This window comes from Candidatus Contendobacter odensis Run_B_J11, from assembly GCF_000531125.1.
Classification (GTDB): Bacteria; Pseudomonadota; Gammaproteobacteria; order Competibacterales; family Competibacteraceae; genus Contendibacter; species Contendibacter odensensis.
Map to the genome: position 1 here is coordinate 1 of NZ_CBTK010000047.1, position 26,677 is coordinate 26,677.

Sequence of the window (26,677 nt, forward strand, 5' to 3'; positions counted from 1 at the left end):
GAACGCCGGTTTCCATCAGCGTCCTCGCCAACGACACCGGCACCGGGCTGATCATCAGCCAGGTCAGCAACCCATCGCACGGCAGCGCCGTGATCAGCGGCGGTGCCGTGGTCTACACTCCAGCGCCGGGCTTTGCCGGCACCGACAGTTTCATCTACACGATTCGCGACAGCTTCGGCCAGATCGCCAGTGCCACCGTGACAGTGACGGTGAGACCGCCAGCCTTGGACGCAGTGAACGACACGGCGATTACCCAGGCCAGAACCCCGGTCAAGATTCTCGTACTGGTTAATGATGTGGGCACGGGGTTGGCTATTATTCAGGTCGGCGCTCCAGCCCATGGCAGCGCAGTGGCCAGTGCAGACGGCACGATCACCTACACGCCAGCCCAGAACTTCGCCGGCACGGATACTTTCACCTACACCATTACTGATGGCATCAGCACCGACTCGGCTACGGTGCGGGTGACAGTCATTGCTCCGACTTTGGACGCTGTAGATGATACAGCTACCGCCCAGACCAGAACACCAGTCGCAATTCCAGTGCTGGCCAACGACGTAGGCACGGGGCTGACCATCACCCAGGTAAGCACCCCGGCTCATGGCGCTGCGATGACCGGTGCGGATGGTGCGATCACCTATACCTCAGCCCCGAACTTCACTGGCGCCGATACCTTCACCTACACCATGACCGACGGCATCAACACCGATACCGCCACGGTGACCGTCACCGTCAAGCGCAGCAAGGAAGGCACCCAAAAGCTGTTGGAGAACACGACCGACAATCCCAATGCCAAAGAGGTCGGCCGAACCATCGGCGGTCTCTGCTTTGATCAGACCGCCAGTGCGACCTTCCTGCGTGACTGCGATACGCTCATTAACGCGGCCAGTAACAACGAACCCGGGGTGGGTCTGGCGCTGGAGCAAATTACCCCCGAGGCTTTAGGTATTGCGGCCGATACCTCACAAACCAGCGTACAAAACCAGATGTTGAGCATCCGCTCCCGCATGGCCTCGTTGCGCAGCGGGGTTATGGGCATCAACCTCGACCAGTTGAATATCCAGCGCGGCGGCTGGACACTCTCTGGGCGGGACTTGCGCTACCTGCTGGCCAGCGTGGGCGGCGGCGGCCCCAGTGCGGATGTGGACACGAATCTGGGCGGGTTCGGCATTTTCGCCAGCGGCACCTTCAATCTCGGCAACCGGGATAGCACCGTGAATCAGACCGGGTTTGATTTTAAGACTCTCGCATTGACGGTAGGCGCCGATTATCGGCTCAGCGATCAGTTCGTACTCGGGACCGCCTTTTCATATACCGCCATCAATACTGATGTGGATAGCAGCGGCGGCTCTCTGGATACCCGGGGCTACGGCCTGACGCTGTACGGTACCTATTACCCCTCCGACCAACTCTATTTCGACGGCATGGTCAACTACGGCTGGAATAACTACGACCAACAGCGCAACGTGGCTTACCGGCTCCAAAATACTGACGTGAAGCAGCGCTTTGATAGTAGCTATGGTGGCCAGCAGTTTTTTGTTGACCTGGGCGTCGGTTACCAATTCACGCACGGTAATCTGACCTTCGGCCCCGAGGTCCGCCTGAGTTATCTGGATGTAAAGGTGGATTCGTTCCAGGAACGGGCGGGTAATAGCAATCCCGGCTCAGCCTGGGCGGTAGCGATTGACCCGCAGGATTTGCAATCGCTGGTTTCAACGGTAGGCGGACGAGTCAGCTACCTGATTGATCAGCCGTGGGGGGTGTTGCAACCGCAACTGGAATTGAGTTGGCTGCACGAATTCAACGATGATAACCGCTTGGTCAGGGGTCGCTTCGTAGAGGGTGCCGTCGTTCCCGATAATCTGTTCCAATTGGCTACCGATCCAGTGGATAAAAATTACTTCAGACTGGGCTTGGGCTTATCGGCGCGGTTTAACCGAGGCCCGTCCGTTCTGATTCAGTACCGCACCCTGTTCGATTACACCAGCCTGGAGGAGCATGCTGTTACTACCGAATTGCGCTGGGAGTTTTAGCCGTGGATTACTGCGTTATCATTCAGCCCTCTTTAAGCCGATACGAGAGAGTAGTTTGGGTCTGCCGACACGGTAAGCGGTCGGCAGCGGTTACCTTTAATACAGTGGGTGGTAGCATTGATGTCCTATCCTGACAAGGTTAAACCTGATGCCCAGGCAAATATTGATATCAGTGATCTCAAGATCAGTGATGCGACTCCCGTAATTCCCGGCTACAAGGTTGAAAAGCTGATTAATGGCGGCGCTATGGGCCAGGTGTACTTAGCGACTCAGGAAGCATTGGAACGGCCAGTCGCAATCAAAGTCATTACCCCTGCTCTGAGCATTGACGCCACCTTCCGCCTGCGCTTTCTCAAGGAAGGGAAGATCGTGGCTCAACTGCGCCATCCGCATATTGTGACGATTCACGATATCGGCGAATGCCTGAATCAGTACTACATGATCATGGAATATATAGAAGGTGGCACATTAAAGGATCGGATTAAAAAAGGTTTGTCCCCGGAACAGGCTGTCAATATCATGCGCCAACTGGCCAGCGCCTTGGGCTATGCGCATCGTCAGGGTTTTATTCATCGGGATGTCAAACCCGCTAACATTTTATTTCGCGACGATCATAACGCAGTACTCTCCGATTTCGGCATTGCAAAATCCTGTGAAGATAGCGTCCAGCTTACCGCGACCGGCTTGGCGATTGGCACAGTCCTTTATATGAGTCCGGAACAGGCTCAAGGTAGAACACTGGATGGCCGAAGTGACCTGTATTCGCTTGGATTGTTGTTTTACGAAATGCTGGTCGGGTTTCGACCCGATCGCACCTTGGAGGGGTTTATCGAACGCTTGCCAGCGGGATTTGGTCGATACCAGGGCATTCTGGACCGACTGCTGGCCCGCAACCCGAATGAGCGCTTTAATACCGCCGAACAGCTCATTAACGCCCTCGATAAAATCAGCGATAAGGAAGATGACAAAACTATTGTCCTGCCTTCAACAGTGGACAGTAGTCAACAAGCTAAACGCCTGCGTCTATTCAACCCATACTCTATCGGGATCGCGCTTCTTCTGGTCACCGCTTTTCTGGTGGGATCCGGTTATTTTTTTTGGGATCGCCCATTAAATTCTGCTCTTTCCGTTCAGGTGTCCTATTCCTACCGACCCACTGATCAGCTTAATTTTCGATCACTGACCAACGATGGGGTCCTACACTCCGGGGATCGTTACCAAATTCGCTTTATACCAGAACAAGACGGCTATGCGTATATTTTTCAAATTGATAGCAGTGGGAAAATTTACCGCCTGTTCCCGGTGGAAGGCAGCGACACCTCACAAACCGCTAATGTTAATCCGGTGCGGGCGGGCATGACCTACTTTGTGCCCGCCGAAGACGAGGCTTTTCAACTGGATGATCAGGTAGGCCAGGAGCAAATCCACTTTTTGGCTTTCAGGAATCGCAATGTCGCCCTTGAAGGCCAGTATACCGCGCTGGTTGAAGCGCGCCGGGTGCAGAACCATTCACGAATTGCGGATCTGCAAGGTCAGTTGACCCATAGCTTGCAGAAGGTTCAATTAGGCGCCATGCCGGTGATTAATTTCAAACACAATGAGAGGGGAAGCCATGATCTGTAAAACGTATTGGTGGAATTATTCATTGCTCATCTTGCTCGGTGGCGTATTGAGCGGAACCGCAGGAGGTGCTGACAATCCTTCATCCGACACCGATCTGAAAACCCGTGGTCCGGCGGGGACCGTCAAAATTGCTCCCGAGCCGGGTGGAGCAACCCCAAAACCGGCGTCACTCACCCCACAAACGGCGCTAAAATCGCTGAACTTCAAGGTTAATTATGTCTATCGCCCTGGTGGTCAGGGAGTTCTCAAGCCATTGGTTGATGGCAGTGTCCTGAATTCCGGTGACCACTACAAAATTCAATTCACCCCTGAAGAAAATAGTTATGTGTACATTTTTCAGGTGGATAGCAGCAAGGCGATTTACCGGCTTTTCCCGATGACCAGTTTTGGAGGGATCAAGGTTGACAATCTTAATCCGGTTCGGGCCGGTGTCACTTATCATCTGCCGGCCAAGGATAAATCGTTTCAGCTTGATAATATCGTCGGCTTGGAAAGCATTCTTTTTCTGGCCTTCCGACAACCCAATCAGGCGTTAGAACAGCAATACGAAGAGTTGTTAAAAGCCCGGCTGGCTAAGGATAATTCCAAAGCCGATAATTTGCAGACCACGATCAAGAGTAGTTTCAAAACCCGTGGTTTGGCGGCTATCGTGGACGATCCTGAGAAAAAAGCGACCACTGTACAATGGACATCAGCGGAATCTTTTACTATACCGGTGCAGCGTTTGGATAACCTGTGTGCGGATTGTGTCAGTATGATTAGCTTCGATCATCGGTGACTGTTTTTATCAAGGAGAGGTTGTTCATGAATTTCGCTGGGATTGGTCTACAGCTTCCGTCGCTACTCTTACCCCAAGCGAACGTGAACCTTAGTCAGTGGGCGGTGGTCGCCTGCGATCAATACACCTCACAGCCGGAGTACTGGGCGCGGGTGGAGGCGCAGGTAGGTGATGCACCGTCCACCCTGCGGCTGATTTTGCCCGAGGTTTATTTAGGGGCGACGGATGAAACGCAACGGATTCAGGCGATTCAGGACACCATGCGCTGTTATCTGGATGAGGCGGTGCTGGTTCCGCAAAAGCCTGGCTGGATGCTGATAGAGCGGGAGACAGCGTCAGGACGGTCGCGCAAGGGGTTGGTGGTGGCGCTGGACTTGGAACACTACGATTTCAATGCCGGCGCCAAGACTCTGATTCGACCGACCGAGGGCACCATTCTGGAGCGGTTGCCACCGCGAATCCGGGTGCGCGAGGGCGCGTCGCTGGAACTGCCGCATGTGATGGTATTGATTGACGACCCGGAGCATACGGTCATCGAACCGCTGTTTGCCGAGCCACTGGAGCCACTGTACGACGTGCCGCTGATGCTGGACAGCGGTCGGGTTCGTGGCTGGCAGGTGGAACATCCCTGGCTGATTCAATGGGTGGTCGAGCAGTTGACGCGGTTGGCTGATCCGATGGTGTTCGCTACCCGTTATGAAGTCGCCGACGAGCCAGTGCTGCTGTACGCCATGGGTGATGGCAACCATTCTTTCGCCACCGCCAAGATCATCTGGGAAAATCTCAAGCGCGCTGCCCCTGATCCCGTGGCGATCATGAACCATCCCGCTCGTCACGCGCTGGTGGAACTGGTCAATCTCCATGATCAAGGGCTGGAATTTGCGGCAATTCACCGGGTCGTGTTCCATGTTGAACCCTACCGCTTGCTGACGGCGCTGGCGGATTTTTGCGCAGCGCAGGGTTCGCGATTAACGGTGCAGGATTACCCCTCATGGTCAGTCACGCGACAGGCGTGGCAGGAGATGCAATGGTCGCCTAACTGCCATGCCATCGCTTTCGTAAACCAGCAGAGTTGCGGAGTGTTACTCATCGAGCAGCCACGTCTGAGCCTGCCGGTCGCCAGCCTGCAAGCGTTCCTGGATCACTATCTGCCAGATCTGCCCGATGCACGGCTTGATTACATTCACGGCGAGGACACGTTGGAACAACTTGGCGTGCAACCGGGCAATATGGGGTTCTATCTACCGGCATTAGCCAAGGATGATTTCTTCCGCACCGTGATCCGCGACGGCGCTTTGCCTCGCAAGACTTTCTCAATGGGTGAAGCCGATGAGAAACGGTTCTATCTGGAATGCCGGCGGATCGCGCCCTAATCCCCAATCCCTGCTTGCAGAAAACGTTATGTTAAAGGCTCCGGACCTTTCGCAGGTACGCAACATCGGCATTGCTGCCCATGTAGACGCCGGCAAGACCACGCTGACTGAGCGGATGCTGTATTACGCAGGCGTTTCCCACAAGATCGGCGAAGTCCACGAAGGTGCGGCTCACATGGATTACATGGCCGAAGAACAGGAGCATGGCATTACCATTACCGCCGCCGTGACTCAATTGCCTTGGCGCGACCATCGGATTCAGTTGATCGATACCCCCGGCCATGTCGATTTCACGATTGAAGTCGAACGCTCGATGCGAGTGCTGGACGGTTGCGTAATCGTGTTGGATGGCGTGCGTGGGGTAGAGCCGCAGACTGAAACCGTGTGGCGGCAACGCACTCGATTTCAGTTACCAGCGTTGTTTTTCGTCAACAAGCTGGACCGGCCCGGCGCTGATTTTGGACGGGTGCTGGAAACCGTGCGTAGACGTTTGCAGGTTGAACCGATAGCAGTAACGTTGCCGCTGCCTGATTACGACGGTTCAATCATTCACCTGATCGAAAAAACCCGGTTGTGCTTCGGTGGCGACAAGGGCGAACAAGTGCGGATTGCGCCCTGTGATGAGGCGACTTGGGAGTGGGCGCGACCGTATCGGGAAAGCCTGCTGTTGGCGGCGGCGGAGATGGACGATGCGCTGGCGGAACAGGTGTTGGCGGAGCAGGAACCGGAGGCTGAAACGGTATGGGCGGCGTTGCGGCTGGCGGTGCTGGCCGGCAAGGCTTGCCCGGTTTTTGCCGGTAGCGCTCTGCGCAATCAGGGTGTACAGCCGTTGCTGGATGCAGTGGTGCGGTTGTTACCGACCCCTACCGAACGTCCGCCAAGTCTGGCGCACCGGCCTGAAGGTGGTGAGGAATGGGTAGCGATGGATGCCAGGGGTCCCTTGGCGGCGCTGGTGTTCAAAGTACAGATGTGGGAAGGCCGCCGCCACGTTTTCGCCCGACTTTACCGAGGAACGCTCAAGCCCGGTGATGAAATTGCGATCCCCGGCTTGAACGGGACGCTGCGGCAGGAGCGGGTAGCACGGTTGTTCGAGGTCGACGCCAACCACAAGAATCGGCTGGATGAGGCCAGCGCCGGTCAGATCGTGCTGCTGGCCGGGCTGCGCTGGGCAACGACGGGCGATACCCTGTGCGCGCCGACGCATCCGCTGTGGCTGGTGCGGATCGAAACCCGGGCACCGGTGCTGGGGTTGGCGATTGAACCGCAATCCAGCGCCGACGAGCAGAAGTTGCTGGAGGCGCTGGACAAGTTGCAGCAGGAAGATCCGACGCTGCGGGTTGAGGAAAATCAGGAGACCGGCCAACGGGTGCTGCGTGGCATGGGTGAACTGCACTTGCAGATTGCCCAGGAGCGGTTGCAGCGCGAGTTCGGGGTCAAGATTCGGGCCGGCCATCCCGATGTGGTCACCCGTGAGTCCATTACCGGACCTGCCGAGTTTACCAGCGTGTTTTACCGGCTGATCGATCAGCCGGACGGCAGGAAGCTGGAACTAAAAGCTGGAGCGCGAGTGGCAGTGGAACCGCTGGCGCGTGGCGCAGGCGTGACCGTGACCGTTGAGCCGCGAGTGTGCCCGGAAGGGGTCGAACTGCATCCCGCACAACGAGACGCAGCGGCGGGTGGAGCGGAGGATGCGCTGGTCAGCGGTCCCGCAACCGGGATGCCGTTGCAGGATTTAGCGGTGCGGGTGCTGGAAGTGGAATTGTTCGGCGCCTTGTCCAGCCCGCAGGCGCTGCGGGTAGCGGTAGCGGAGGCGACCCGCAAGGCACTGGTTCAGGCGGGTGGTCTGGTGTTACGGCCGATGATGACGACCGAGGTGGTGATCCCCGAAAGCGATGTCGGGATGGTGATCGGCGATTTGCAGTCGCGCCGGGCGGTGATTCGCGATACGACCACTTTGGGCGAAATGACGATTATTCACTGCGATTGCGCGCTGAATCGGTTGTTGGGTTATATCACCGATCTGCGCGGGATGACCCGTGGGCGCGGTCAGTTCACCATGACTTTTGATCGGTTTGATGTGGCCTGATTATGGCAGAAACAGCCGTGCCGTTGCCGCAGGATTACTGGCAAAATACAGATGGAGATACGAGGCGGTCAGCCGTCCGACTCGATAAACCGCTTCGCCCGGTTTGCCATCACGCTGGCGGCGACCGTTGATCAGCGGTTGCAGCGGCATGTCCAGCTTGGAATGGTGAAACGTATGGCCGCGTAATTCACCTTCCGGCAATTCCACCGCCTGCATGCCCAATCCCACCAGTTTGGTTTGCAACGCCGCATGACCCGGCAATAAACCCAGCATGGGTGCGCAGTTGCCCTCCTTATCGGCGAGCGATTCCAGGGTATAGAGCAAGCCGCCACATTCGGCATAAATCGGCTTGTTGGCTTGATGATGCCGATGCAGCGCCGCACGCATGGATGAGTTAGCGGCCAATGCGCTCAAATGCAATTCGGGATAGCCACCGGGCAGATAAACGCTATCTACCGCCGGCAATTCGCGATCCCGCAGCGGCGAGAAAAATGCCAGCTCCGCGCCTAATGCCCGTAGCAGATCCAGATTAGCCGGATACAGAAACGCGAATGCGGTGTCGCGGGCGATGCCGATGCGCACACCCTTGAGCAAGGGCGGCAATGGTTCCGCGTTGACTTCTGGAAAAATCACCGATGGCGGCAATTCAGCCAGTCCAGTCGCAGCAATCAGCGCGGCGGTACTTTCCAGCCGCGTTTCCAGATCGGCAATTTCGGCGGCCTGCACCAAACCGAGATGGCGGTCGGGCAGGGCAATTTCACCGTCACGCGGCAACCAGCCGTAATAACGCAAGTCCAGCGGCAGGCTTTCGGCCAGCAGTTCGGCATGGCCTGGCCCCGCCACTCGATTGGCCAACACCCCGGCGAAGGGCAAGCCGGGCCGGTAGTGCGCCAGGCCATAAGCGAGTGCGCCGAAGGTTTGAGCCATGGCGTGAGCATTAATCAGCGCCAGCACCGGGACTCCGAACAGGTAGGCCAGATCGGCGCTGGACGGGGTGCCGTCGAATAAACCCATCACCCCTTCAATCAGGATTAAATCTGCTTCCTGCGCGGCCTGATAAAGCAGCGTCTTGCAATCACGTTCGCCCACCATCCACAAATCCAGTTGATAGACTGGCAGGCCAGAAGCTCGCTCTAAAATCATCGGATCAAGGAAATCCGGGCCGGTCTTGAAGATGCGGACTTTACGGCCTTGATTGCGGTGATAACGGGCGAGGCCGGCGGTAACGGTCGTTTTACCTTGACCGGAGGCCGGGGCACTGAGTAACAGAGCAGGACAAGATGTGGACATTAACGGCAGGGTCCAGCGACTATTTTATCCTCATGCAATCTGGAAATTTCGGAGTCACTAATGCCCAGAATTTCCGATAAAATCTCGTCGGTTTGTTCCCCCAAGATCGGAGCCGGTTTAGGAGCAAGACGCTCAAATTCACTGAATTCAAAAGGACTGCCAGGTACTGGATAATGGCCGATTCCCGGTTGTTCCACCGTGCTGAACATCGGATGCTCTACTGAAAAATCAGGGTCTTCCTCTACAGCTTGCTTGAAGGTGCGAAACACCGACCAGGTGACTCCGTTATCATCAAAAGACGTGGCGAAATCTTCAATGGTTCTTACGCGAAACCAGGATTCAAAAACCGCCGTAATTTCTTTTCGTGCTATAAATCGATTCCCTTCCTGACGCAGATTTAAGCCGAGTCTATCGCCCAGTGCATTGAACTCCGTTTGCAGACCCGTTGATTTACACAAGCCATCCCACTGCCTTTGCGTTAGACCCACTACCATGACTCTTCTACCATCAGCCGTTAAAAAATCCTGTCCATAAGCGCCATACAGCGCATTACCGTACTTGGGGCGATCAAATTGATTGACAGTAACCTCACCAATGATCCCCAAATTACCCAACATTGCCAAGGCCACATCTTTCAGCGCAATCTCAACCGCTTGTCCCTGTCCAGTTATTCTTCTATGCCGCTCTGCCGCCAGCACACCCAAGGCGACCATTTGTCCGGTAATACAATCCCAGGCGGGTAATACATGGCAAACCGGGTCTGCGGAACCCTCTGGACCGGTCGCATAAGGAAAGCCAACCGCAGGATTGATAGTGTAATCCACTGCCGGGCCACCCTCTCTAGTACCCAGCACGGTCACGGCAATCAAGTCTTCCCGGTGTTTTTTCAGGTTCTCGTAGTCCATCCAACCGCGAACCCTAAGGTTCGTCAGAAAAATACCCGCATCCGGCCCCGGCGCACAAATGAGTTGAGTGATGATTTCCTGTCCACGCGGTGTTGTCATATCTATCGCAATAGAGCGTTTCCCCTTATTCAAACCCGCCCAAAACAGACTTTTATTTTCCTGGGTAACCGGCCAGCGATGATAATCCAGCCCCCCTCTGATTCTATCAAAACGAATAACATCCGCACCCATTTGGGCGAGTGTCATTCCTGCCAGCGGTGCAGCTACAAATGCAGAGCCTTCTATGACTCGCAGTCCTTGCAGTATTTTCACCATTGTTGATTCCTTTTATTGTTAAGTGAATTTTAATAGCGGCTAGTCATTCAATAATCCAGCAATCCGAGCTTTTTCCACGGTTGCACGACACATTCTCAATGAAGCAACATCAATCATCTTGCCTTTTACACTAATGGCCCCCTTACCTTGCTCCAGCGCCGCTTCATATTCATGGAGGACCTGTTTCGCCCACTGAATATCTTTTTCAGAAGGGACAAAGGTTTGATTCACAGTCTCAACCTGATTGGGATGGATACACCACTTACCATCAAATCCCATGGCTCGTCCAATCCTACAGGCTTGGAGCAGACCATCAGCATTCTTGATGCCGGCAAAAGGTCCATCAACCACTCGTTTTTGATAAGCTCTTGCTGTACTGACCAGCGCATGCATCACATAATGCCATCGATGCCCCGGATAAAGAGCATCATTAGCGTCCATCTCGCCAATGGATTCCATCGGCATTTGTACCGAGGCTGCATAATCACCCGGTCCATACACAACTCCCTCCAGGCGGACTGAGCAAGCGACTATTTCCTTGATATTGACGCAGCCCAAAGCAGTCTCAATCAGTGCCTCGATTCCAATCGGATGCTTTATTTTTTTATAACTTTCAATCTGACTGAGCAGTGTTTCTACTACATAAATATCCTCAGCCCGGTTAACTTTTGGAACAACAATAATATCTATTTTATCGCCAACCTCTTCTACAATTTCGATCAGATCCCGATAGGCAAAATGGGTATCCAGTCCATTCATTCTAAACATCTTCGATTTTCTACCGAAGTCCAGTTCCTTATAAGCTCGTATTATATTGACCCTACCGACTTCCTTTTCACTGGCTGCTACGGCATCCTCCAAATCAATACAGACCGCATCCGCTTGAGATGCAGCAGTTTTTTGAATCATATTCCAATTAGAAGCAGGCACCAGTAAAACTGAGCGTTCCAGTCTATCAATCACCGTATTATCTCCAGGTTACATGTGCTTGCATCCCGATGTTATTATCGGTGCTGGCAGTAAACAGATCGCTGCTTCCATCTGGAAGCAAGCAACCACAAAGACTGACTTTATCAAAATCAAAAATCGGACGAACCGCTTTGAACTCATACCGGGAAACTTTTTTTCCGGGATTGTGTTTCTTAGCAGACTCCAAAAGCAAAAGCGCCTGTAACGGTCCATGAACCACTAGCCCCGGATATTTTTCAACTTCAGTGGCATATTTCCAATCATAATGAATTTTATGGCTATTGAACGTCAGTGCGGAGAATCTGAACAATACGACGGGACTGATGGGATATTCCTCTGTCCAGTGCAAGTCAGCGGGTGCAGGATTGGGTGCAGGCTGAATAAAGGACTTGGGCATTGACAGGTAAACAATATCCTGCTCTTCTTCAATTGCAATGCCTTGATCAGACTTGACCAGATGTCTGACGGTTACAAAGACCATCTTGCCGGATTTACCTTCTTTTTCACTTACTTTGATAATTTCAGATATTTTTGTGATTGCTTGCCCGATGTATAAATCTTGATGAAACTCCAATCTGCTGCTGGCCCACATCCGTCTTCCCAAAGAAACCGGCGGCAGGAAGCTGCCCCGTTTGGGGTGTCCATCCCCGGCGATTTCCGAAATAGCGACCAGTGGCAAAAAATAAAGCCAGTGCCAAAGCTCAGGCAAAACATCGCCTACGTCGGCTGCAAATGTGTTGTAATCCAGAGTTTGCGCAAGCGCCTTGACTGGCGTCGGATAACTGTGATCAACAACCTGTTCGGTCTTTCCGACCCAATCCTGCAAATTCAGATCACCCACCGGATTGTCTCCACTGATTGCCCGATCAAATCACCCGCTTCTTGCGCAATTCGCTGATTTCAGCACTGTCCATACCTAGCAGATCTTTGAGCACTTCTTCGGTGTGTTGCCCCAGTTTGGGTCCCAAGTGCCGAATTTGCCCCGGTGTTTTCGACAGGCGTGGAATCACTGCAGGCACGATAATCGTCTCGCCCAAATCCTCGTCGTCAATCGCAACAACATTGCGCCGGGCGTGGAATTGGCGGTCGCCGAAGATATCGGCAATATTATTCAGCGGACCCGCTGGCGCTCCCGTTGTAAAACAACGCTGAAGTATCTCCTCGCGGGTCAGGGAACCGCACCAATCCCGGACGATCTCATTCACGTCATGCCGATTTTCCAGCCGGGTTTTCTGTTCGCCGTAAAGACCAGAAGAAGCAAGTTCTGTCCGTCCCATTGCTTCAGCCAGTCGTCCAAATAGCTTGTCGGTCGCGCAGGCGATAGCAATCCATTTACCGTCCTTGGTCGGAAAGTGCCCATAAGGACAGGCAAAGTCATTATGAGTAGGCCCATGCCGTTCCCGAACCACGTTGTGCATGGCATAAGCCGGTGCCAATTCATCAGTGCAGCGGAAAACGGACTCATACAATGCCGCGTCTACATATTGACCGCGCCCGGTGAGTTCACGAAAACGCAAGGCCATCAGCACACCGAGACAGCCATAAAGACCAGTGAGGTAATCGCCCAAGGTAGTGGAACCCGGAGTCACCGGCGTTCCTTTAGGCATTCCAGACAGATAGGCGATACCGCCTACGGCATGGGCGACCCGGGCAAAGCCGGGGCGATCCTTATAGGGGCCGGTTTGTCCATATCCGGTGACGCGCAATAGAATCAGGCTGGGGTTAATCCTGCGCAACACCTCCCAGCCTAATCCCCATTTCTCCAGGGTTCCGGGCCGAAAGTTCTCGCACACCACATCGGTTTTCTCGACCAGTTGCTTGAAAAGTTCAACACCATCGGGGCGGTGCAAATCAATCGTCACCGATTTCTTATTACGGGCTTCACTCATCCAGGTGAGGGTATCGCCGCGCCGGGTCGGAGTGCCAAACCGCCGCAGTGGATCGCCGCCGACCGGATGCTCTACTTTCAGTACCTCAGCACCAAACTCGCCGAGAATGCCGGCGCAATAAGGGCCTGCGATCACCGTCGCGACATCAATGACGCGAATTCCCGCAAGGGGCAGTTCTACTTTATCCTGATCCATTCTGGGTTGCCTCGCACCGTATTCTGCTACCACTAGATAATCTTGCGTTGCCGCAACCGTTTGATATCGTCAGCCGAAATCCCCAGCAGCTCACGCATGACCTCGTAGGTCGCATTACCCATGACTGGCCCCAGATGGGTAATTCTTCCGGGCGTTTCCGACAGCGTGGGTATGACCCCAGGCACCACCACTTCACCTAAACCTTCTTCGGTGATTTTGGCTAAATTGCCCCGCGCCTGAAAATGCTCATCTGCAAAAATATCGGCAATGCTATTGACCTTGCCGACCGGGACTTCGCAGTCAAGACAGCGTGTCATCACCTCATCGCGGCTGAGCGAACCCACCCATTCAATCACCAGCCGATTGACTTCATCGCGGGCGGCCAGCCGTTTGCGCTGATCGCCATACAGACCGGAAGAGGCCAGTTCAGGGCGTTCCATGGCTTCGGCAAGACGCTCGAACATCTTGTCGGTGGTGCAGGCGATGGCGATCCATTTGTCATCCTGGGTGCGAAAATGGCCGTGCGGCACCGCGACAAAGCTACCCGACCCTTCCCGCTCCCGAACTTTCCCAAACAGGCCATAGGAAGCGGCAATCTCGTCCAATTGGCGGAAGACCGCTTCGTAAATACCGATATCTACAATCTGACCTTCGCCGGTTTTCTCCCGATGCCGCAGTGCCAACAGAATGCCAATCGCACCGTAGATGCTCGATAGATAATCCCCCAGCGGCGCAGTGCCGGGCACCACCGGGGTTTCGCCGGGAAAACCGGCCAGATAGGACAAGCCGCCAAAGGCGTGAGCAATATGGGCGAAGCCGGAGCGATGGCGATAGGGTCCGGTTTGTCCATACCCCGATACCCGCAAATACACCAGACCTGGATTGGCTTGACTGAGCGTCTGCCAATCCAGCCCCCATTCTTCCATGGTGCCCGGTCGGAAGTTCTCGATCAGCACATCCGATTTGGCGATCAGCTTGAGGAAAAGCTGAACCCCTTCCTGCTGGCGCAGATCAATGGTGACTGATTTTTTATTGCGCGCCTCGCTGAGCCAGGCCAGGGTCGCATCGTGACGTTTGGTGGCGGTGCCGAAGCGTCGCATCGGATCACCGGCGATAGGGTGTTCGACTTTGAACACTTCGGCACCAAACTCGCCCAGGATCGATGCCGCATAGGGACCGGCCAGGAAGGTTCCCAGATCGATGACGCGGATGCCGTTCATGGGCAATTTTACCGCTTCCGCTGGCTGATTCTGAGCGGGTTCGGGACTGTCGGCAGCAAGAGCCTCGGCTTGAGCATTCTCGTCGGACATGCCGGGTTCGCCTCTGATTTATGGTCGTTTCACGGGGTTCACTGGACGTTCCAGTTTCATCATCGGCGTGGTTTCAGCACCGCGCTGCGATGAGTGGATCTCACTAAAAAGGCTGGTTGTTGAAGTCGAGTGTGTCAAGGGCGGCTGATAAAAATACAATGTCTACTTTCAATGCCACCTTGAGCGTGTCACCGTGATTGCCCATCCACCCTATGCCCGGACCGTCCGTACTCAACTCATTGCCTTGCAAACCATTCTGCTCAAGGAAACCCTGCGGTTTTTACGGATATGGATTCAGACGCTCATTCCGCCAGCAGTGACGGTGCTGCTGTACTTCATTATTTTCGGCAAGCTGATCGGCGCGCAACTGGGGCCGGTGGACGGCCTGAGCTATAGCCAGTACATCGCGCCGGGGCTGATCATGATGGCGGTGATCACCAATGCCTATTCCAACGTGGTGTCCTCGTTTTTCAGTGCCAAATTTCAGCGCCATATTGAGGAAATGCTGGTTTCGCCCCTGCCCAATACCATTATTGTGCTGGGCTTCGTCGGTGGCGGGGTGGCGCGAGGGCTGGCGGTGGGAATGGTGGTGACGGCGGTTTCGTTGTTCTTCACCGACCTGCACTGGCAACATCCGTTGCTGACCCTTGCCGTGATGATCCTGACTTCGTTGCTGTTCGCTTTGGCGGGACTGATCAACGGCATCTTTGCCAAGAGTTTCGATGATGTTTCGCTGGTTCCAACCTTTGTGTTGACCCCGCTGACCTACTTCGGCGGTATTTTCTACTCAATTAATATGCTGCCGCCGTTCTGGCAGGATGCGTCGCGGTTCAATCCCATCCTGTACATGGTCAACGCCTTTCGCTACGGCATCCTTGGCGTATCCGATATTGATATCCGCCTCGCCTTCACCATTATTTTGCTGCTGATTGCAGCGCTGTTTGGCTACAGCTTGTGGTTGCTGGACCGGGGGACTGGCATCCGCACCTGACGCCGGCTCACTCCATGCGATGAATATCGTTTCAAAACAGCCAGTTCAGCAGAAAAACGCTGGACAGCGTGGTCGCCAGCAGGCAACCGGCAGCACGCCATTGAAAATAGCGGATCAGCCGATCCTCCTCACGGAAGGCGGCAATAATGAACGGACGGGTCGGATCGCCGGTATCGGCCAACAAATGGACATCCGGCTCTGTCGCCTGTTGCCGCTGTTGCCGCCGAACCTGCTTCTCCGCTGCCCGCCGCGCCGCCTCCCACTCATCGGGATCGACGCGGCCATTGCGACGACGGTCAAACAGCGCCATGCGTTTTGGATCGCGTTTCCAGCGTTCCAGCAATTCTGCTACTTCCCGCCGGGTGTCCGGCGCCTCGCGCAGGCCACCAACGGTGCGGAACCCTCCGATGGCGTGCAATTCTTCGCCGGGCATAATGCGCTGCTCGACATGGCGATAGGCGGCGCCAATGCCCCACAGTGCATGGGAACGCATCCCGCTCTCGCTGGCATACCAGACATCGCGCCGGGTTTTGACGAAGTGGGCGCGGTCGGGATCGATCACGCAGCGACCGGTGCCGTCGTCGAGTAGGAACAGACTGTCGCTTTCGCCCGAATCCACCGGCCACCAGCGGCCGTTCGCGGATCGCTCCTCAATCCGGTAGGAGTACCAGGCACAGGGTAGATGACTGAGCGGGGCAAGAATGGGCGGTCCGTCCATCAGTCGGGCACGGCCATAAAGCTCCACATAACCCTGCGGCGCGGAGCGAATACGAGCGATGGGCGTATCAGCCAACCGCCAGGCTCTCCGCCCAAAATACAAAGCGCCGTAGGCCCCGGCGACTGCGGCTGCCAGAGCGAAGGCGGCAAACGGGAGTTGCCGGTCCACACAATTCCCCCCTTGCCGCAGCAGAAGAAAACTGCCGAACCAGAGGGCGCCAAACAGCAGCAGTCCCTTGAGACCAAGATCGCGCATCGGCGCATTCGACCAGGATCAGCGGAATAACCGGGCGAGATCCACGTCCCGTTTTTCCGGATCGGTGAATTCCAACAGGCGGAACGGCCCAAAGTGAAACATCTGGGCGGCCAGCACATCTGGAAACTGCTCGATGCGGACGTTGTTCATGTTCACGCTGTCGTTGTAAAACTCGCGGCGGTCGGCGATAGCGTTTTCCAGACCGGTGATGCGGGTTTCTAAATGGCGGAAATTGTCGCTGGCGCGCAACTCGGGATAGGCTTCCGCCACAGCGAATAACTGACCCAACCCGAGCCGCAACTGGCTTTCAGCAGCTCCCAGTGCCGGCAGGTCGCCCCGTTTCTGGGCATCGGCTACCCCTTGACGGGCGCGCATCACCGCCTCCAGGGTCGCACGTTCGTAGCTCATGTACTGCTTGCAGGTCTCAACCAGTTTGGGCAATTCATCATGGCGCTGCTTCAACAGTACGTCGATGTTGGACCAGGCCATGCCGACATTGTGTTTGAGGTTGACCAGGCGGTTATAGATAACGACCAAGTACAGCACCAGCAACGTGCCAGCGACGATCAGGGTGATGGCGAAAGGATTCATGGTAGTCGGGAACTGGGTGTGGGTCGATGAATTATAGGATAGCGCGTTGAGCCTGATCATGAATGTGGTGTTCAGCGTCAACCTGTCGTATTCGCACCTGACGCCGGCTCACTCCTGGCAAGCTGCAACAATCCGATGTGATGCGCTTTGCGCGCTTTCTTAATTATTTCACCTATCCTTAACGGTCAAGGTCCCGCGTTCACGCTGACCTCGATCCAAGGACTGACATTGCATTCAGTCCGCCAATAATGATACCGAAGGAGGCAATCCCCGATGCGTAAACCCATCATCAAAACTCTGCTGGCCGGCGCTACGCTGGCTCTACTGAGCGGAATGGCTCACGCCGAAACTGTAATCAAATTCTCACATGTAGTCGCTGAGAATACGCCCAAGGGCCAGGGCGCTCTGCTGTTCAAAAAACTGGCTGAGGAGCGGTTGCCTGGCAAAGTGAAAGTAGAGGTTTATTCCAACTCACAGTTGTTTGGCGATGGCAAGGAAATGGAGGCGCTGTTGCTGGGTGACGTACAGCTCATCGCCCCTTCGCTGTCGAAATTCGACCGCTACACCAATCAGATTCAGGTCTTTGATCTGCCGTTTCTGTTCAAAGATATCACGGCGATTCACCGCTTCCAGCAAAGCGCCACTGGCCAGAGCATCCTCAAATCCATGACCAAAAAGGGTCTGATCGGGCTGGGCTACTGGGACAATGGAATGAAGCAGTTTTCGGCCAAAAAGCCGCTGCGGATGCCGGAAGACGCCAAGGGTCTGAAATTCCGCATTCAGGCGTCAGACATTCTTGAAGCGCAATTCAAGGCCGTGGGCGCTGTTCCACAGAAACTGGCGTTCTCTGAGGTGTATTCGGCATTGGAAACGGGTGTAGTGGACGGTGCGGAGAATCCGTGGTCGAACGCCTATTCGCAGAAATTTTTTGAAGTGCAGCCGTATTTCACCGAGTCCAATCATGGCTATCTAGGCTACATGGTAGTGGCGAATGCTAAATTCTGGGAAGACTTGCCCGCCGATGTGCGCTCGGTGCTGGAAAAGACCCTCGCCGAGGTCACGGCGCAGGTCAACACCCAGGCGACGGCGTTCAGTGACGGCGACCGCAAGAAGATTAAGGAATCCGGCAAGACCGAAATTCTCCAACTGACGCCGGAACAACGCACTGCCTGGCAGACAGCGATGAAGCCGGTGATCGAACAGTTCACGCCCAAGATTGGCAAAGAGATTGTGGACGCCGCCCTGGCTGCCAACAAGCCGTAGCTCTCGTTCTCAACCCCTCCATCTCCGCATGGGGGGGTTGTTTGCGCTTACGTTCGGAGAATCCCGCATGCTGATTCGTATCGCTCATCATCTGGAGGAGGGTTTCATCGCGCTGCTGCTGGCGTTGATGACCCTGATCACCTTCAGCCAGGTTATCGCCCGCTATCTGTTTGGAGCGGGCTTCGGCTGGGCGCTGGAACTGACCACCTATCTGTTCGCCTGGCTGGTTCTGTTCGGCGTTTCCTACGGCATTAAGGTGGGCGCTCACATCGGCATCGATGTGGTGGTCCGTCAATTCCCGCACACCCTGCGCCGCACCGTCGGGCTGTTGGCGGTGCTGTGCTGCTGCGCCTACTGCATCATTTTGCTGGTCGGCGCGTTCGGCTATGTCCACAAACTGTATGTCATCGGCATCGAAGCCCAGGATCTGCCGATTCCCCGTTGGACGGCCTTCATCATGTTACCGCTGGGTCTGGCGCTGGCTCTGCTGCGATTGTTGCAAGTCGCCTGGTATACCCTGATTGGCCAGCAAGAAGGCTTACGGCTGGCTGACGAAGCTCGTGAAGCCATCGAAGCCGTCGAGGGCGTCGAGACGGTCGAGGCGGTTGAAAGCTTTGAGACCCTGCACCCCACCGCCGCCCGCAAGGAGAACGCGCCATGACCTCCCTGTTCCTGTTCACAATGCTGTTTCTGTTCCTGGTGATGGGGGTGCCGATTGCGTTCTCGCTGGGACTGTCCAGCATCCTGACCATCCTGTTTTTCACCAACGATTCGCTGGCCTCAATGTCGCTCAAGCTGTTCGACACCATGGAGCATTACACCCTGCTGGCGATTCCGTTCTTTATCCTGGCTTCGGCTTTTCTGACCACCGGTGGCGTTGCTCGTCGGCTGATCCGCTTTGCGATTGCGGTGGTCGGTCATGTCACCGGCGGGCTGGGCATCGCTTCGGTGCTGGCCTGTATGCTGTTCGCAGCAGTGTCGGGTTCATCGCCAGCCACGGTGGCGGCCATTGGTTCCATCGTGATCGGCGCGATGGTCAAATCCGGCTATCCGCTGCCCTACGCTGCCGGGATGATCTGCAACGCCGGCACCCTCGGTATCCTGATTCCGCCGTCCATCGTGATGGTGGTGTACGCCGCCGCGACCGAGCAGTCGGTCGGCCAGTTGTTCATGGCGGGCGTCATTCCCGGCATTCTGCTGGGCCTGATGTTAATGGCGGCGATCTACTTCAGTGCCCGCAAATTCAAGATTCCGGTGCAGAAGCGGGCGTCATTTCCGGAATTGATGGTTGCCACCCGCGATGCCATCTGGGGACTGGGACTGATTTTCGTAGTGATGGGTGGCATCTATGGCGGCATCTTCACCGCGACCGAAGCCGCCGCCGTGGCGGCGGTCTACGCTTTCATCGTTGCCCTGTTCGTCCACAAGGACATGGGCTGGCCGCAAATCCCCCATGTGTTTGCCGATGCCGGCAAAGTGACGGTGATGCTGTTATTCATCATCGCCAACGCCATGCTGTTCGCCCATGTGCTGACCACCGAGCGCATCCCGCAGGTGATGGCGGAGACGATTATCGGCTGGGGCCTGGCGCCCTGGCAGTTTCTGATCGTGGTCAACATCATCCTGCTGATCGCCGGCAACTTCATGGAACCGTCGTCAATCCTGCTGATCCTGGCGCCGATCCTGTTTCCCATCGCTACGCGACTGGGTATTGATCCGATCCATCTCGGTATCATCATGGTGGTGAATATGGAAATCGGCATGATCACGCCGCCGGTGGGCCTGAACCTGTTCGTGACCTCGGGGATCACCGGGATGCCGCTGTGGGATGTGGTGAAGGCCGCCATGCCGTGGCTGATGGTGATGCTGACTTTCTTGATGATCATTACCTACATCCCGCAGGTCAGCCTGTTCCTGCCCCAGCTCCTGTTTTAGCCGGGTATCGGGTTGAAAAAAGGGGGCGATCTTATCAGTCCGCCCCCTTTCTCATTAATTTGCCCACCGTCAGTTTAACCCCAGTAGCGCACCGGTCCGCTGTCGATGTGGACGAAGTTGGCGCCGGGGTAATACCCGACCCCGCCCGCGCCCAGGGAACGGGCCGCCTGACACACATCCCAGACCCGGTTGCCGGGAACCCGGATATCGAGCGCCATGGCCTGAATGTGGTAGCTGTTGCGCGCTACGCCCCGGCTGCGCTCGCATAACATCCAATTCGTGGACGGCGAGCGATAGCCGCTGATGATATGCACCGGGCGGCCTAAACCCAATTGCAACTGCATGGCGTAAAGCTGGTCCAGCACATTGGGGTCAAATTGCTTGACCTGATCATTATGATAATCGCGTAACGCCCAACTGATCTCCTTGAGAGACTCACGGATATAGCCTTCGCGCGGCGTCCAGTAGACTTGGCGGATGGTCTCGCCGGTGTTGGGGTTATGGAACAAGAGATAACGTTCACGTAAAACCGCCGCTTTGAGCAGATCAGGGGCCAGCGCCAGGGCGCCGATACCGCCTGCCATCCATTTCAGGAACCCACGCCGACTTGCTTCCGGCTGCTCTTTCCCCATCCCGCTGCTCGGTTGGAGCGTCATATTTGCTCGCATTTCTTTTACATCCTCCCAGCAATTGAATTTTTCTTTACTCTAACCAAATTAGCTTTCTTAAAGCAAGAATCAGTTGTGCCAATACGCTTGTGTCATTAAGCAACAAAAAGGCTATTGCATTTTTTTGTCCAACTTTTCAAAAGATTTTAATAGAACAAAATATCAGCACTAAAAGAAGTCGGAAAAAGAAACGCGAGTGCAGAAAAAAAATTAGATTAAAAAGTAAGTTATGTAAAATCATTCCACTGTCACAATTATTTATTATCAAAAATAAACAAAAAATTATCTTTATTACAACTTATTATTAAAATGGCAAATTAACTACGAGCGCTTTGCAAGGTATTTATGAGCAAGGAAAAATTTCCAATGACACCCGCGATCCGGTTGTTGCTAAAACACAACATTACCTTTACCAGCCACCTCTACCCCTACCAAGAACGCGGCGGTACTGCGCACAGTGCGCATTGTCTGAACGTGGATGAGCATTGCGTGATCAAGACCTTGATCATGGAGGATGAGCGCCGGCAACCGCTGATCGTGCTGATGCACGGCGACCGCAAGGTTTCCACTAAAGAATTGGCGCGGCGGCAGGAGGTCAAGACCATCACCTCCTGCGATCCCGCCGTCGCCAACAAGCACAGTGGCTATCAAGTCGGCGGCACCTCGCCCTTTGGCACCCGCAAAATCATGCCGGTGTATATGGAAAGCAGCATCCTGGATTTGCCACAGATTTATATCAACGGTGGCAAACGCGGTTTTTTGATCGGAATGACGCCGACTGAGGTTCAGCGCGTGCTGCAACCAACGCTGGTTGAGGTGGCTATTGAGGGTTAACGAATGAGTGAACAAACTTTTTTTGCCACCGCGCCAGCAGGCGTTGAACTGTTGCTGGCAGCGGAACTGGTTGAACTGGGTGCGGCGACGGCCCAAGCCGCTCGCGGCGGGATTTTATTCCGAGGGCCGCTGGAATTGGGGTATCGCGCTTGCCTGTGGTCGCGCACCGCCAGCCGGGTGTTGTTACCGCTGGCGGAATTTCCTGCTGCTGACGCCGAAGCGCTCTACGCCGGTATCCACGATCTGCCTTGGGAAAACCATCTGGCGCCGGACGGGACCCTGAGTATTGAATTTAATGGCAGCGGTCCCGGCATTGACCATAGCCACTACGGCGCACAGCGGGTCAAGGATGCCATTGTGGATCGATTCCGGGCACGTTGCGGCGAACGACCGAGCATAGATTCACGGCAGCCGGATCTGCGGATTCACGCCCATTGGCGGAATGGACAGGTGACGGTCAGCCTCGATCTGTCGGGGGACAGTCTGCATCGGCGGGGCTACCGCGAGGCCACTGTGACTGCGCCGTTGAAAGAAACGCTGGCTGCTGCACTGCTGTTAAAAGCCGGCTGGCCGGCTATCGCTGCGGCGGGTGGACCCCTGATCGATCCGTTATGTGGTTCCGGCACCCTGATAATTGAAGCTGCCTGGATGGCGGGCGACCACGCACCGGGCCTGCTGCGGAGTCATTGGGGATTCAGTGGTTGGTTGGGCCATGTTCCTGCGCTGTGGAACCGGCTGCTGGCTGAGGCGGATGAACGCTGTGCCGTGGGTCAGAGCCGGATTCCACCGTTGTTCGCCAGCGATCACGATTCAAAAGCGGTGCGGGCAACGCTGATCAATACCGGGCGCGCCGGCGTCGCGGATCGGGTGCGGGTCGAGCGGCGGGAATGGGCTACGGTCAAACCGCCACCGGGTCCGCCGGGATTGCTGATCGCCAATCCGCCTTACGGCGAACGAATGGGCGAAACCGATGATGTGAGCGCCTTATACATTCAGTTGGGCGAGCGGCTGAAAAGCCACTTCGGCGGCTGGCGGGCGGCGTTGTTCACCGGTGCGCCTGAACTCGGCAAGCGGATGGGACTGCGCGCCCACAAAACCAATGTCTTCTACAACGGCCCGCTGGAATGCCGACTGCTGCAATTTCGAGTTGAGCCGGAATTTTTCGTGGATCGGGACGCCGCCGACCGCCATGCTCGCGCTGCCGCACTGAATCGAGCGATCAGCGATGGAGCTGATGGCTTCATCAACCGGCTGCGTAAAAATCTGCGCCATCTGGGCCGTTGGGCGGAACGGGAAGGAGTGAGTTGCTACCGTATTTATGATGCGGACCTGCCGGAATACGCGGTCGCAATAGACCGCTATGAACAATGGCTGCATGTGCAGGAATACGCTCCGCCCTCCAGCATCGATCCCGCCCGCGCTCAACAGCGGCTGGAACAGGTGATAGCGGTATTGCCCGCAGTGCTGGAACTGCCGCCGGATCAGGTTGTTCTCAAAGTTCGGCAACGGCAGAAGGGCGCCAGCCAGTACCAGAAACAGGCGGAACAGGGCCGCTTCCATGAAGTCCATGAGGGACCGGCGCGGTTGCTGGTCAACTTCACCGACTACCTGGACACCGGCCTGTTTCTCGACCATCGCCTCACCCGGCAACTGCTGCGGGAACAGGCGACCGGGCGACGCTTCCTCAATCTGTTCGGCTACACCGGCACCGCCACGGTTCACGCCGCACTGGGCGGTGCAACCAGCACCACGACGGTCGATTTATCAGCGACTTATCTGGACTGGGCACGGCGCAATCTGGAACTGAACGGGATTCACGGTTCCCAGCACCAGTTGATCCGGGCCGACTGTCGGCAATGGCTGACGCGGACGCTGGATCGCTACGACCTGATCTTTCTCGACCCGCCTACCTTCTCCAATTCCCGGCAGTTGACCGAGAGCTTCGATATTCAGCGCGATCAGGTTGAACTGCTGCGGCAAACCCTGCGACTACTGGCACCTGGCGGGGTGCTGATTTTTTCCACCAATCACCGCAAATTTCGGCTGGAGGTAGCGGCGCTGGCCGATATCCATCTCGAAGACTGGAGCCGACGCACCCTGCCGCCTGATTTCGCCCGCGATCCAAAAATTCACCGCTGCTGGCGCATTACGCAAAGTTAAAGGCCGGTAATCGGCATATAATTCATACGGGTACTCTGTGAAACGCACCAGTCGCCCACGACATTTTGGTTCGCGCGGCATAGGAGGATCAACATGAACACGCAGACGATCAGCAACCCATCCGCTTCCCCACCCCCTGGATCGCAGCTCGACCCGTTTGATATCGTCGGATCGAGCTTGGCGGTGCAGCAATTCTGGTTGCGCCAGCCGGAGCGGTTGGCCACCGTTCTGCAAAATTTGGCTCTGGATGCCCACCGGGTGCATGACCGCTTCGCCCGAACCAGCCTCGGCATTCCCAGTGAACCGGCGGTGGCCGCAGTCATCCATGACCAGCGCTTTCAGAATTCGGCATGGATCGAACAGCCCGGATTTGCCTACCTGAAAGAAATGTACCTGCTCTACAGCCGTTATCTGGAAGACACCATTTACGCCACCGAGGACATCGATCCCACTCAACGGCAGCGGGCGGCATTCTGGGTTCGGCAATGGCTGGACGCTATCGCTCCCACCAATTTCTTCTGGACCAACCCGGAAGCGTTACGACGCGGCTTCGCCAGTCACGGCTTCAGCGTCCTGTCGGGTTTGCAAAACTGGCTACGCGATCTTGCTGCTGGCAATGTGCGGATGGTGGAACCGGATGCGTTTCAGATTGGTCGCGATCTGGCCGCCACCCCCGGTCAAGTGGTGCTGCGTAACGAGCTGCTGGAACTGATCCAGTACACACCCACTACTGACCAGGTTCGGGCGATACCGGTGGTGCTGGTGGCACCGTGGATCAACAAGTACTACATCATGGATCTCGGCCCGGATAACAGTCTGGTGCGCTTCCTGCGCGATCAAGGCTTCACCGTGTTCATCACCAGTTGGAAAAATCCGGGTCCTGAAGCCCGTGCAGCGACGCTCGACGATTACCTGCTCAAGGGAGTACGACCGGCGCTGGAAGCGGCACGCGCCATCTGCGGCGTTCCCCAGGTACACGCCACCGGCTACTGCCTGGGGGGTACCTCGCTGGCGCTGCTACTGGCCTGGTTCAACGCCGATCCCACCGACCGCGCCGCTCACCCGATTGCCCACTGGACTACTTTTACCACCTTGGTGGATTTCAGCGATCCCGGCGAAATTGGCGTGTTCCTGAGCGAAAACAGCTTCGAGTTCCTGCGCAAGCGGATGAACAAAGTGGGCTATCTGGATGGCGCCGACATGGCCAGCGCGTTTCGGATGCTGCGACCCAATAACCTGATTTGGCATTACGTGATGCATAGCTACCTGTACGGCGAAGAATTGCCGCCCAGCGACGTGCTGTTCTGGAATTGCGACACCACGCGGATGCCGGCAGCGATGCACGAGTTTTATCTGCGAGAACTGTATCTGAATAACCGGTTGGTGCAGGGTAGCCTGGAGATTGGCGGGCGCCGGCTGGATTTGGGGGCCATTCAGCAACCGCTATACGCCGTCGGGGCGGAACAGGATCACATCGCGCCCTGGAAACAGACCTTCCGGCTGTGTGGGCTGATCGGTGGGCCAGCGCGTTATGTGCTGGCCACCTCCGGGCACATCCTCGGCATCATCAATCCACCGGTCACGCCCCCCAAACGGCGCTACTGGGTGGGTGATGCCAGCGGATCACAGGACGCCGCCGCGTGGCAGGAAGCCACTGCTAAAGCGCAGGGATCGTGGTGGGAGGATTGGGTTCGCTGGCTGAACGAACGCTGCGGCCCGCTGGGACCGCCGCCGCCGCTCGGAAACAGCCAATATCCACCGCTGGATACGGCGCCAGGACGGTATGTACTGGAAAAGTAAGCGGCGGCAGTGAGTAAGTGTTACTCAGCCCTAAGCTCAACCCGTCGGCTGTTCGGTGCGGTTTGGATTACGCCATAGCACCTCGACCCCGCCATCATCGCGGGCCAGAATCCGGCACAGTACGAAGAGCAGGTCTGACAGCCGGTTCAGATAAACCCGCACCGATTCACCGACCTCTTCCTCCCGCGCCAGTGACACCACTCGTCGCTCGGCGCGGCGGCAAGTCGCCCGCGCCATGTGGCAATCAGCCGCCGCCCGCCCGCCGCCCGGCAGAATAAACTCCTTGAGCGGCGGTAATTGCACGTTGAACTCATTCAGCAAGGCTTCCAGTCGGGTCACATCCTGCTCCTTGACTGCCTGGTAACCAGGGATGCTCAGTTCTCCACCCAGATCAAACAGCTTGTGCTGCACTTCTTGTAAACAGTCACGAATTTCCATACGCAAGTCATGCACCAGCACCCGGCCAATCGTACAGTTCAACTCATCCACCGCACCAATCGCTTCAATCCGCAAACAATCCTTGCTAACCCGTTCGCCGTTGCCCAGCCCAGTCGTACCTTCGTCACCGGTGCGGGTGTAAATTTTGGAAAGTCGGTTGCCCATCGTTTCATTCCTCATCGTGGTCGGTTGTTCACCATACCAAGTCCCGCCTCATGCCGGAAACCCTAGCCCCGAATCCGCTCGGATTTTCTATCG

22 protein-coding genes are annotated in these 26,677 nt (G+C 56.0%); 12 read left to right on the forward strand and 10 right to left on the reverse strand.

Going from position 1 to position 26,677, the window contains the following annotated elements:
- The 5 genes from BN874_RS04160 to BN874_RS04180 all read left to right on the forward strand — a co-directional run.
- On the forward strand, nt 1-2,033 hold a 2,033-nt coding region (locus BN874_RS04160; protein WP_034431038.1), incomplete at its 5' end, for an autotransporter domain-containing protein.
- Nucleotides 2,034-2,141: 108 nt separating this feature from the next.
- Entirely contained in the window at nt 2,142-3,656 is a 1,515-nt protein-coding gene (locus BN874_RS04165) for a serine/threonine-protein kinase (protein WP_195912094.1), read from the forward strand.
- Nucleotides 3,646-4,434 carry a DUF4384 domain-containing protein gene (locus BN874_RS04170; RefSeq protein ID WP_034431041.1) on the forward strand — a complete coding sequence of 263 codons (789 nt, stop codon included), beginning with the start codon at nt 3,646-3,648 and terminating at the stop codon, nt 4,432-4,434. Before BN874_RS04165 ends, BN874_RS04170 begins: the two co-directional genes overlap by 11 nt.
- A gap of 26 nt (nt 4,435-4,460) precedes the next feature.
- The gene (locus tag BN874_RS04175) at nt 4,461-5,807 is read left to right on the forward strand and encodes a DUF1015 domain-containing protein (RefSeq protein WP_034431042.1); all 1,347 of its coding nucleotides are present in this window, start codon (nt 4,461-4,463) and stop codon (nt 5,805-5,807) included.
- Between the two features lie 28 nt (nt 5,808-5,835).
- Nucleotides 5,836-7,893, forward strand: a complete 2,058-nt coding sequence (locus BN874_RS04180) for an elongation factor G (RefSeq protein WP_034431043.1) — start codon at nt 5,836-5,838, stop codon at nt 7,891-7,893.
- On the opposite strand, the gene BN874_RS04185 is transcribed toward BN874_RS04180, so the two are convergent.
- The 6 genes from BN874_RS04185 to BN874_RS04210 are packed head-to-tail and all read right to left on the reverse strand — an operon-like array spanning nt 7,894 to nt 14,676.
- Nucleotides 7,894-9,183 carry a cobyrinic acid a,c-diamide synthase CobB gene (locus tag BN874_RS04185; protein ID WP_034431045.1) on the reverse strand — a complete coding sequence of 430 codons (1,290 nt, stop codon included), beginning with the start codon at nt 9,181-9,183 and terminating at the stop codon, nt 7,894-7,896. It abuts the gene before it with no gap.
- Nucleotides 9,183-10,403, reverse strand: a complete 1,221-nt coding sequence (locus BN874_RS04190) for a CoA transferase (protein ID WP_034431047.1) — start codon at nt 10,401-10,403, stop codon at nt 9,183-9,185. Before BN874_RS04190 ends, BN874_RS04185 begins: the two co-directional genes overlap by 1 nt.
- Before the next feature lie 39 nt (nt 10,404-10,442).
- Complete coding sequence (locus BN874_RS04195) at nt 10,443-11,366, reverse strand: HpcH/HpaI aldolase/citrate lyase family protein (RefSeq protein ID WP_034431049.1); 924 nt, start codon at nt 11,364-11,366, stop codon at nt 10,443-10,445.
- 4 nt (nt 11,367-11,370) lie between these two features.
- Nucleotides 11,371-12,213, reverse strand: coding sequence for an HTD2 family dehydratase (locus tag BN874_RS04200; RefSeq protein ID WP_081756128.1), 843 nt, complete (start codon nt 12,211-12,213; stop codon nt 11,371-11,373).
- A gap of 25 nt (nt 12,214-12,238) precedes the next feature.
- On the reverse strand, nt 12,239-13,456 hold the full coding sequence (locus BN874_RS04205) for a CaiB/BaiF CoA transferase family protein (protein ID WP_034431052.1): 1,218 nt from the start codon (nt 13,454-13,456) through the stop codon (nt 12,239-12,241).
- A gap of 32 nt (nt 13,457-13,488) precedes the next feature.
- Nucleotides 13,489-14,676 (reverse strand): CaiB/BaiF CoA transferase family protein, encoded by a 1,188-nt coding sequence (locus tag BN874_RS04210; protein WP_051497412.1) that lies wholly within the window; start codon nt 14,674-14,676, stop codon nt 13,489-13,491.
- A gap of 283 nt (nt 14,677-14,959) precedes the next feature.
- On the opposite strand from BN874_RS04210, the gene BN874_RS04215 reads away from it, so the two are divergent.
- Nucleotides 14,960-15,757 carry an ABC transporter permease gene (locus tag BN874_RS04215; RefSeq protein WP_230314322.1) on the forward strand — a complete coding sequence of 266 codons (798 nt, stop codon included), beginning with the start codon at nt 14,960-14,962 and terminating at the stop codon, nt 15,755-15,757.
- Between the two features lie 31 nt (nt 15,758-15,788).
- On the opposite strand, the gene BN874_RS04220 is transcribed toward BN874_RS04215, so the two are convergent.
- Nucleotides 15,789-16,730: a hypothetical protein gene (locus BN874_RS04220; RefSeq protein WP_051497397.1), complete on the reverse strand. Its 942-nt coding sequence runs from the start codon at nt 16,728-16,730 to the stop codon at nt 15,789-15,791.
- Between the two features lie 18 nt (nt 16,731-16,748).
- The gene (locus BN874_RS04225) at nt 16,749-17,321 is read right to left on the reverse strand and encodes a LemA family protein (protein WP_034431112.1); all 573 of its coding nucleotides are present in this window, start codon (nt 17,319-17,321) and stop codon (nt 16,749-16,751) included.
- Between the two features lie 273 nt (nt 17,322-17,594).
- Here BN874_RS04225 and BN874_RS04230 point away from each other — a divergent pair, with 273 nt between their 5' ends.
- The 3 genes from BN874_RS04230 (at nt 17,595) to BN874_RS04240 (ending at nt 20,519) form a co-directional block, all read left to right on the forward strand.
- Nucleotides 17,595-18,584, forward strand: a complete 990-nt coding sequence (locus BN874_RS04230) for a TRAP transporter substrate-binding protein (RefSeq protein WP_034431057.1) — start codon at nt 17,595-17,597, stop codon at nt 18,582-18,584.
- Nucleotides 18,585-18,651: 67 nt separating this feature from the next.
- Nucleotides 18,652-19,245, forward strand: a complete 594-nt coding sequence (locus BN874_RS04235; protein ID WP_051497398.1) for a TRAP transporter small permease — start codon at nt 18,652-18,654, stop codon at nt 19,243-19,245.
- Nucleotides 19,242-20,519: a TRAP transporter large permease gene (locus BN874_RS04240; protein WP_034431058.1), complete on the forward strand. Its 1,278-nt coding sequence runs from the start codon at nt 19,242-19,244 to the stop codon at nt 20,517-20,519. The genes BN874_RS04235 and BN874_RS04240 overlap by 4 nt, the downstream gene beginning before the upstream one ends.
- Before the next feature lie 74 nt (nt 20,520-20,593).
- Here BN874_RS04240 and mepK read toward each other — a convergent pair whose 3' ends face one another.
- On the reverse strand, nt 20,594-21,187 hold the full coding sequence (gene mepK / locus BN874_RS04245) for a peptidoglycan L,D-endopeptidase MepK (protein WP_154724735.1): 594 nt from the start codon (nt 21,185-21,187) through the stop codon (nt 20,594-20,596).
- Nucleotides 21,188-21,532: 345 nt separating this feature from the next.
- Here mepK and BN874_RS04250 point away from each other — a divergent pair, with 345 nt between their 5' ends.
- From BN874_RS04250 to BN874_RS04260, 3 genes are all read left to right on the forward strand, one after another.
- A complete protein-coding gene (locus BN874_RS04250) occupies nt 21,533-22,021 on the forward strand; it encodes an aminoacyl-tRNA deacylase (protein ID WP_034431061.1) in 489 nt (162 codons plus the stop codon).
- Between the two features lie 3 nt (nt 22,022-22,024).
- A complete protein-coding gene (gene rlmKL / locus BN874_RS04255) occupies nt 22,025-24,181 on the forward strand; it encodes a bifunctional 23S rRNA (guanine(2069)-N(7))-methyltransferase RlmK/23S rRNA (guanine(2445)-N(2))-methyltransferase RlmL (RefSeq protein ID WP_034431062.1) in 2,157 nt (718 codons plus the stop codon).
- 93 nt (nt 24,182-24,274) lie between these two features.
- Nucleotides 24,275-25,981 (forward strand): PHA/PHB synthase family protein, encoded by a 1,707-nt coding sequence (locus BN874_RS04260; protein WP_051497399.1) that lies wholly within the window; start codon nt 24,275-24,277, stop codon nt 25,979-25,981.
- 36 nt (nt 25,982-26,017) lie between these two features.
- Here BN874_RS04260 and BN874_RS04265 read toward each other — a convergent pair whose 3' ends face one another.
- Nucleotides 26,018-26,584, reverse strand: coding sequence for a cob(I)yrinic acid a,c-diamide adenosyltransferase (locus BN874_RS04265; RefSeq protein WP_034431063.1), 567 nt, complete (start codon nt 26,582-26,584; stop codon nt 26,018-26,020).
- Between the last annotated feature and the right edge of the window lie 93 nt (nt 26,585-26,677).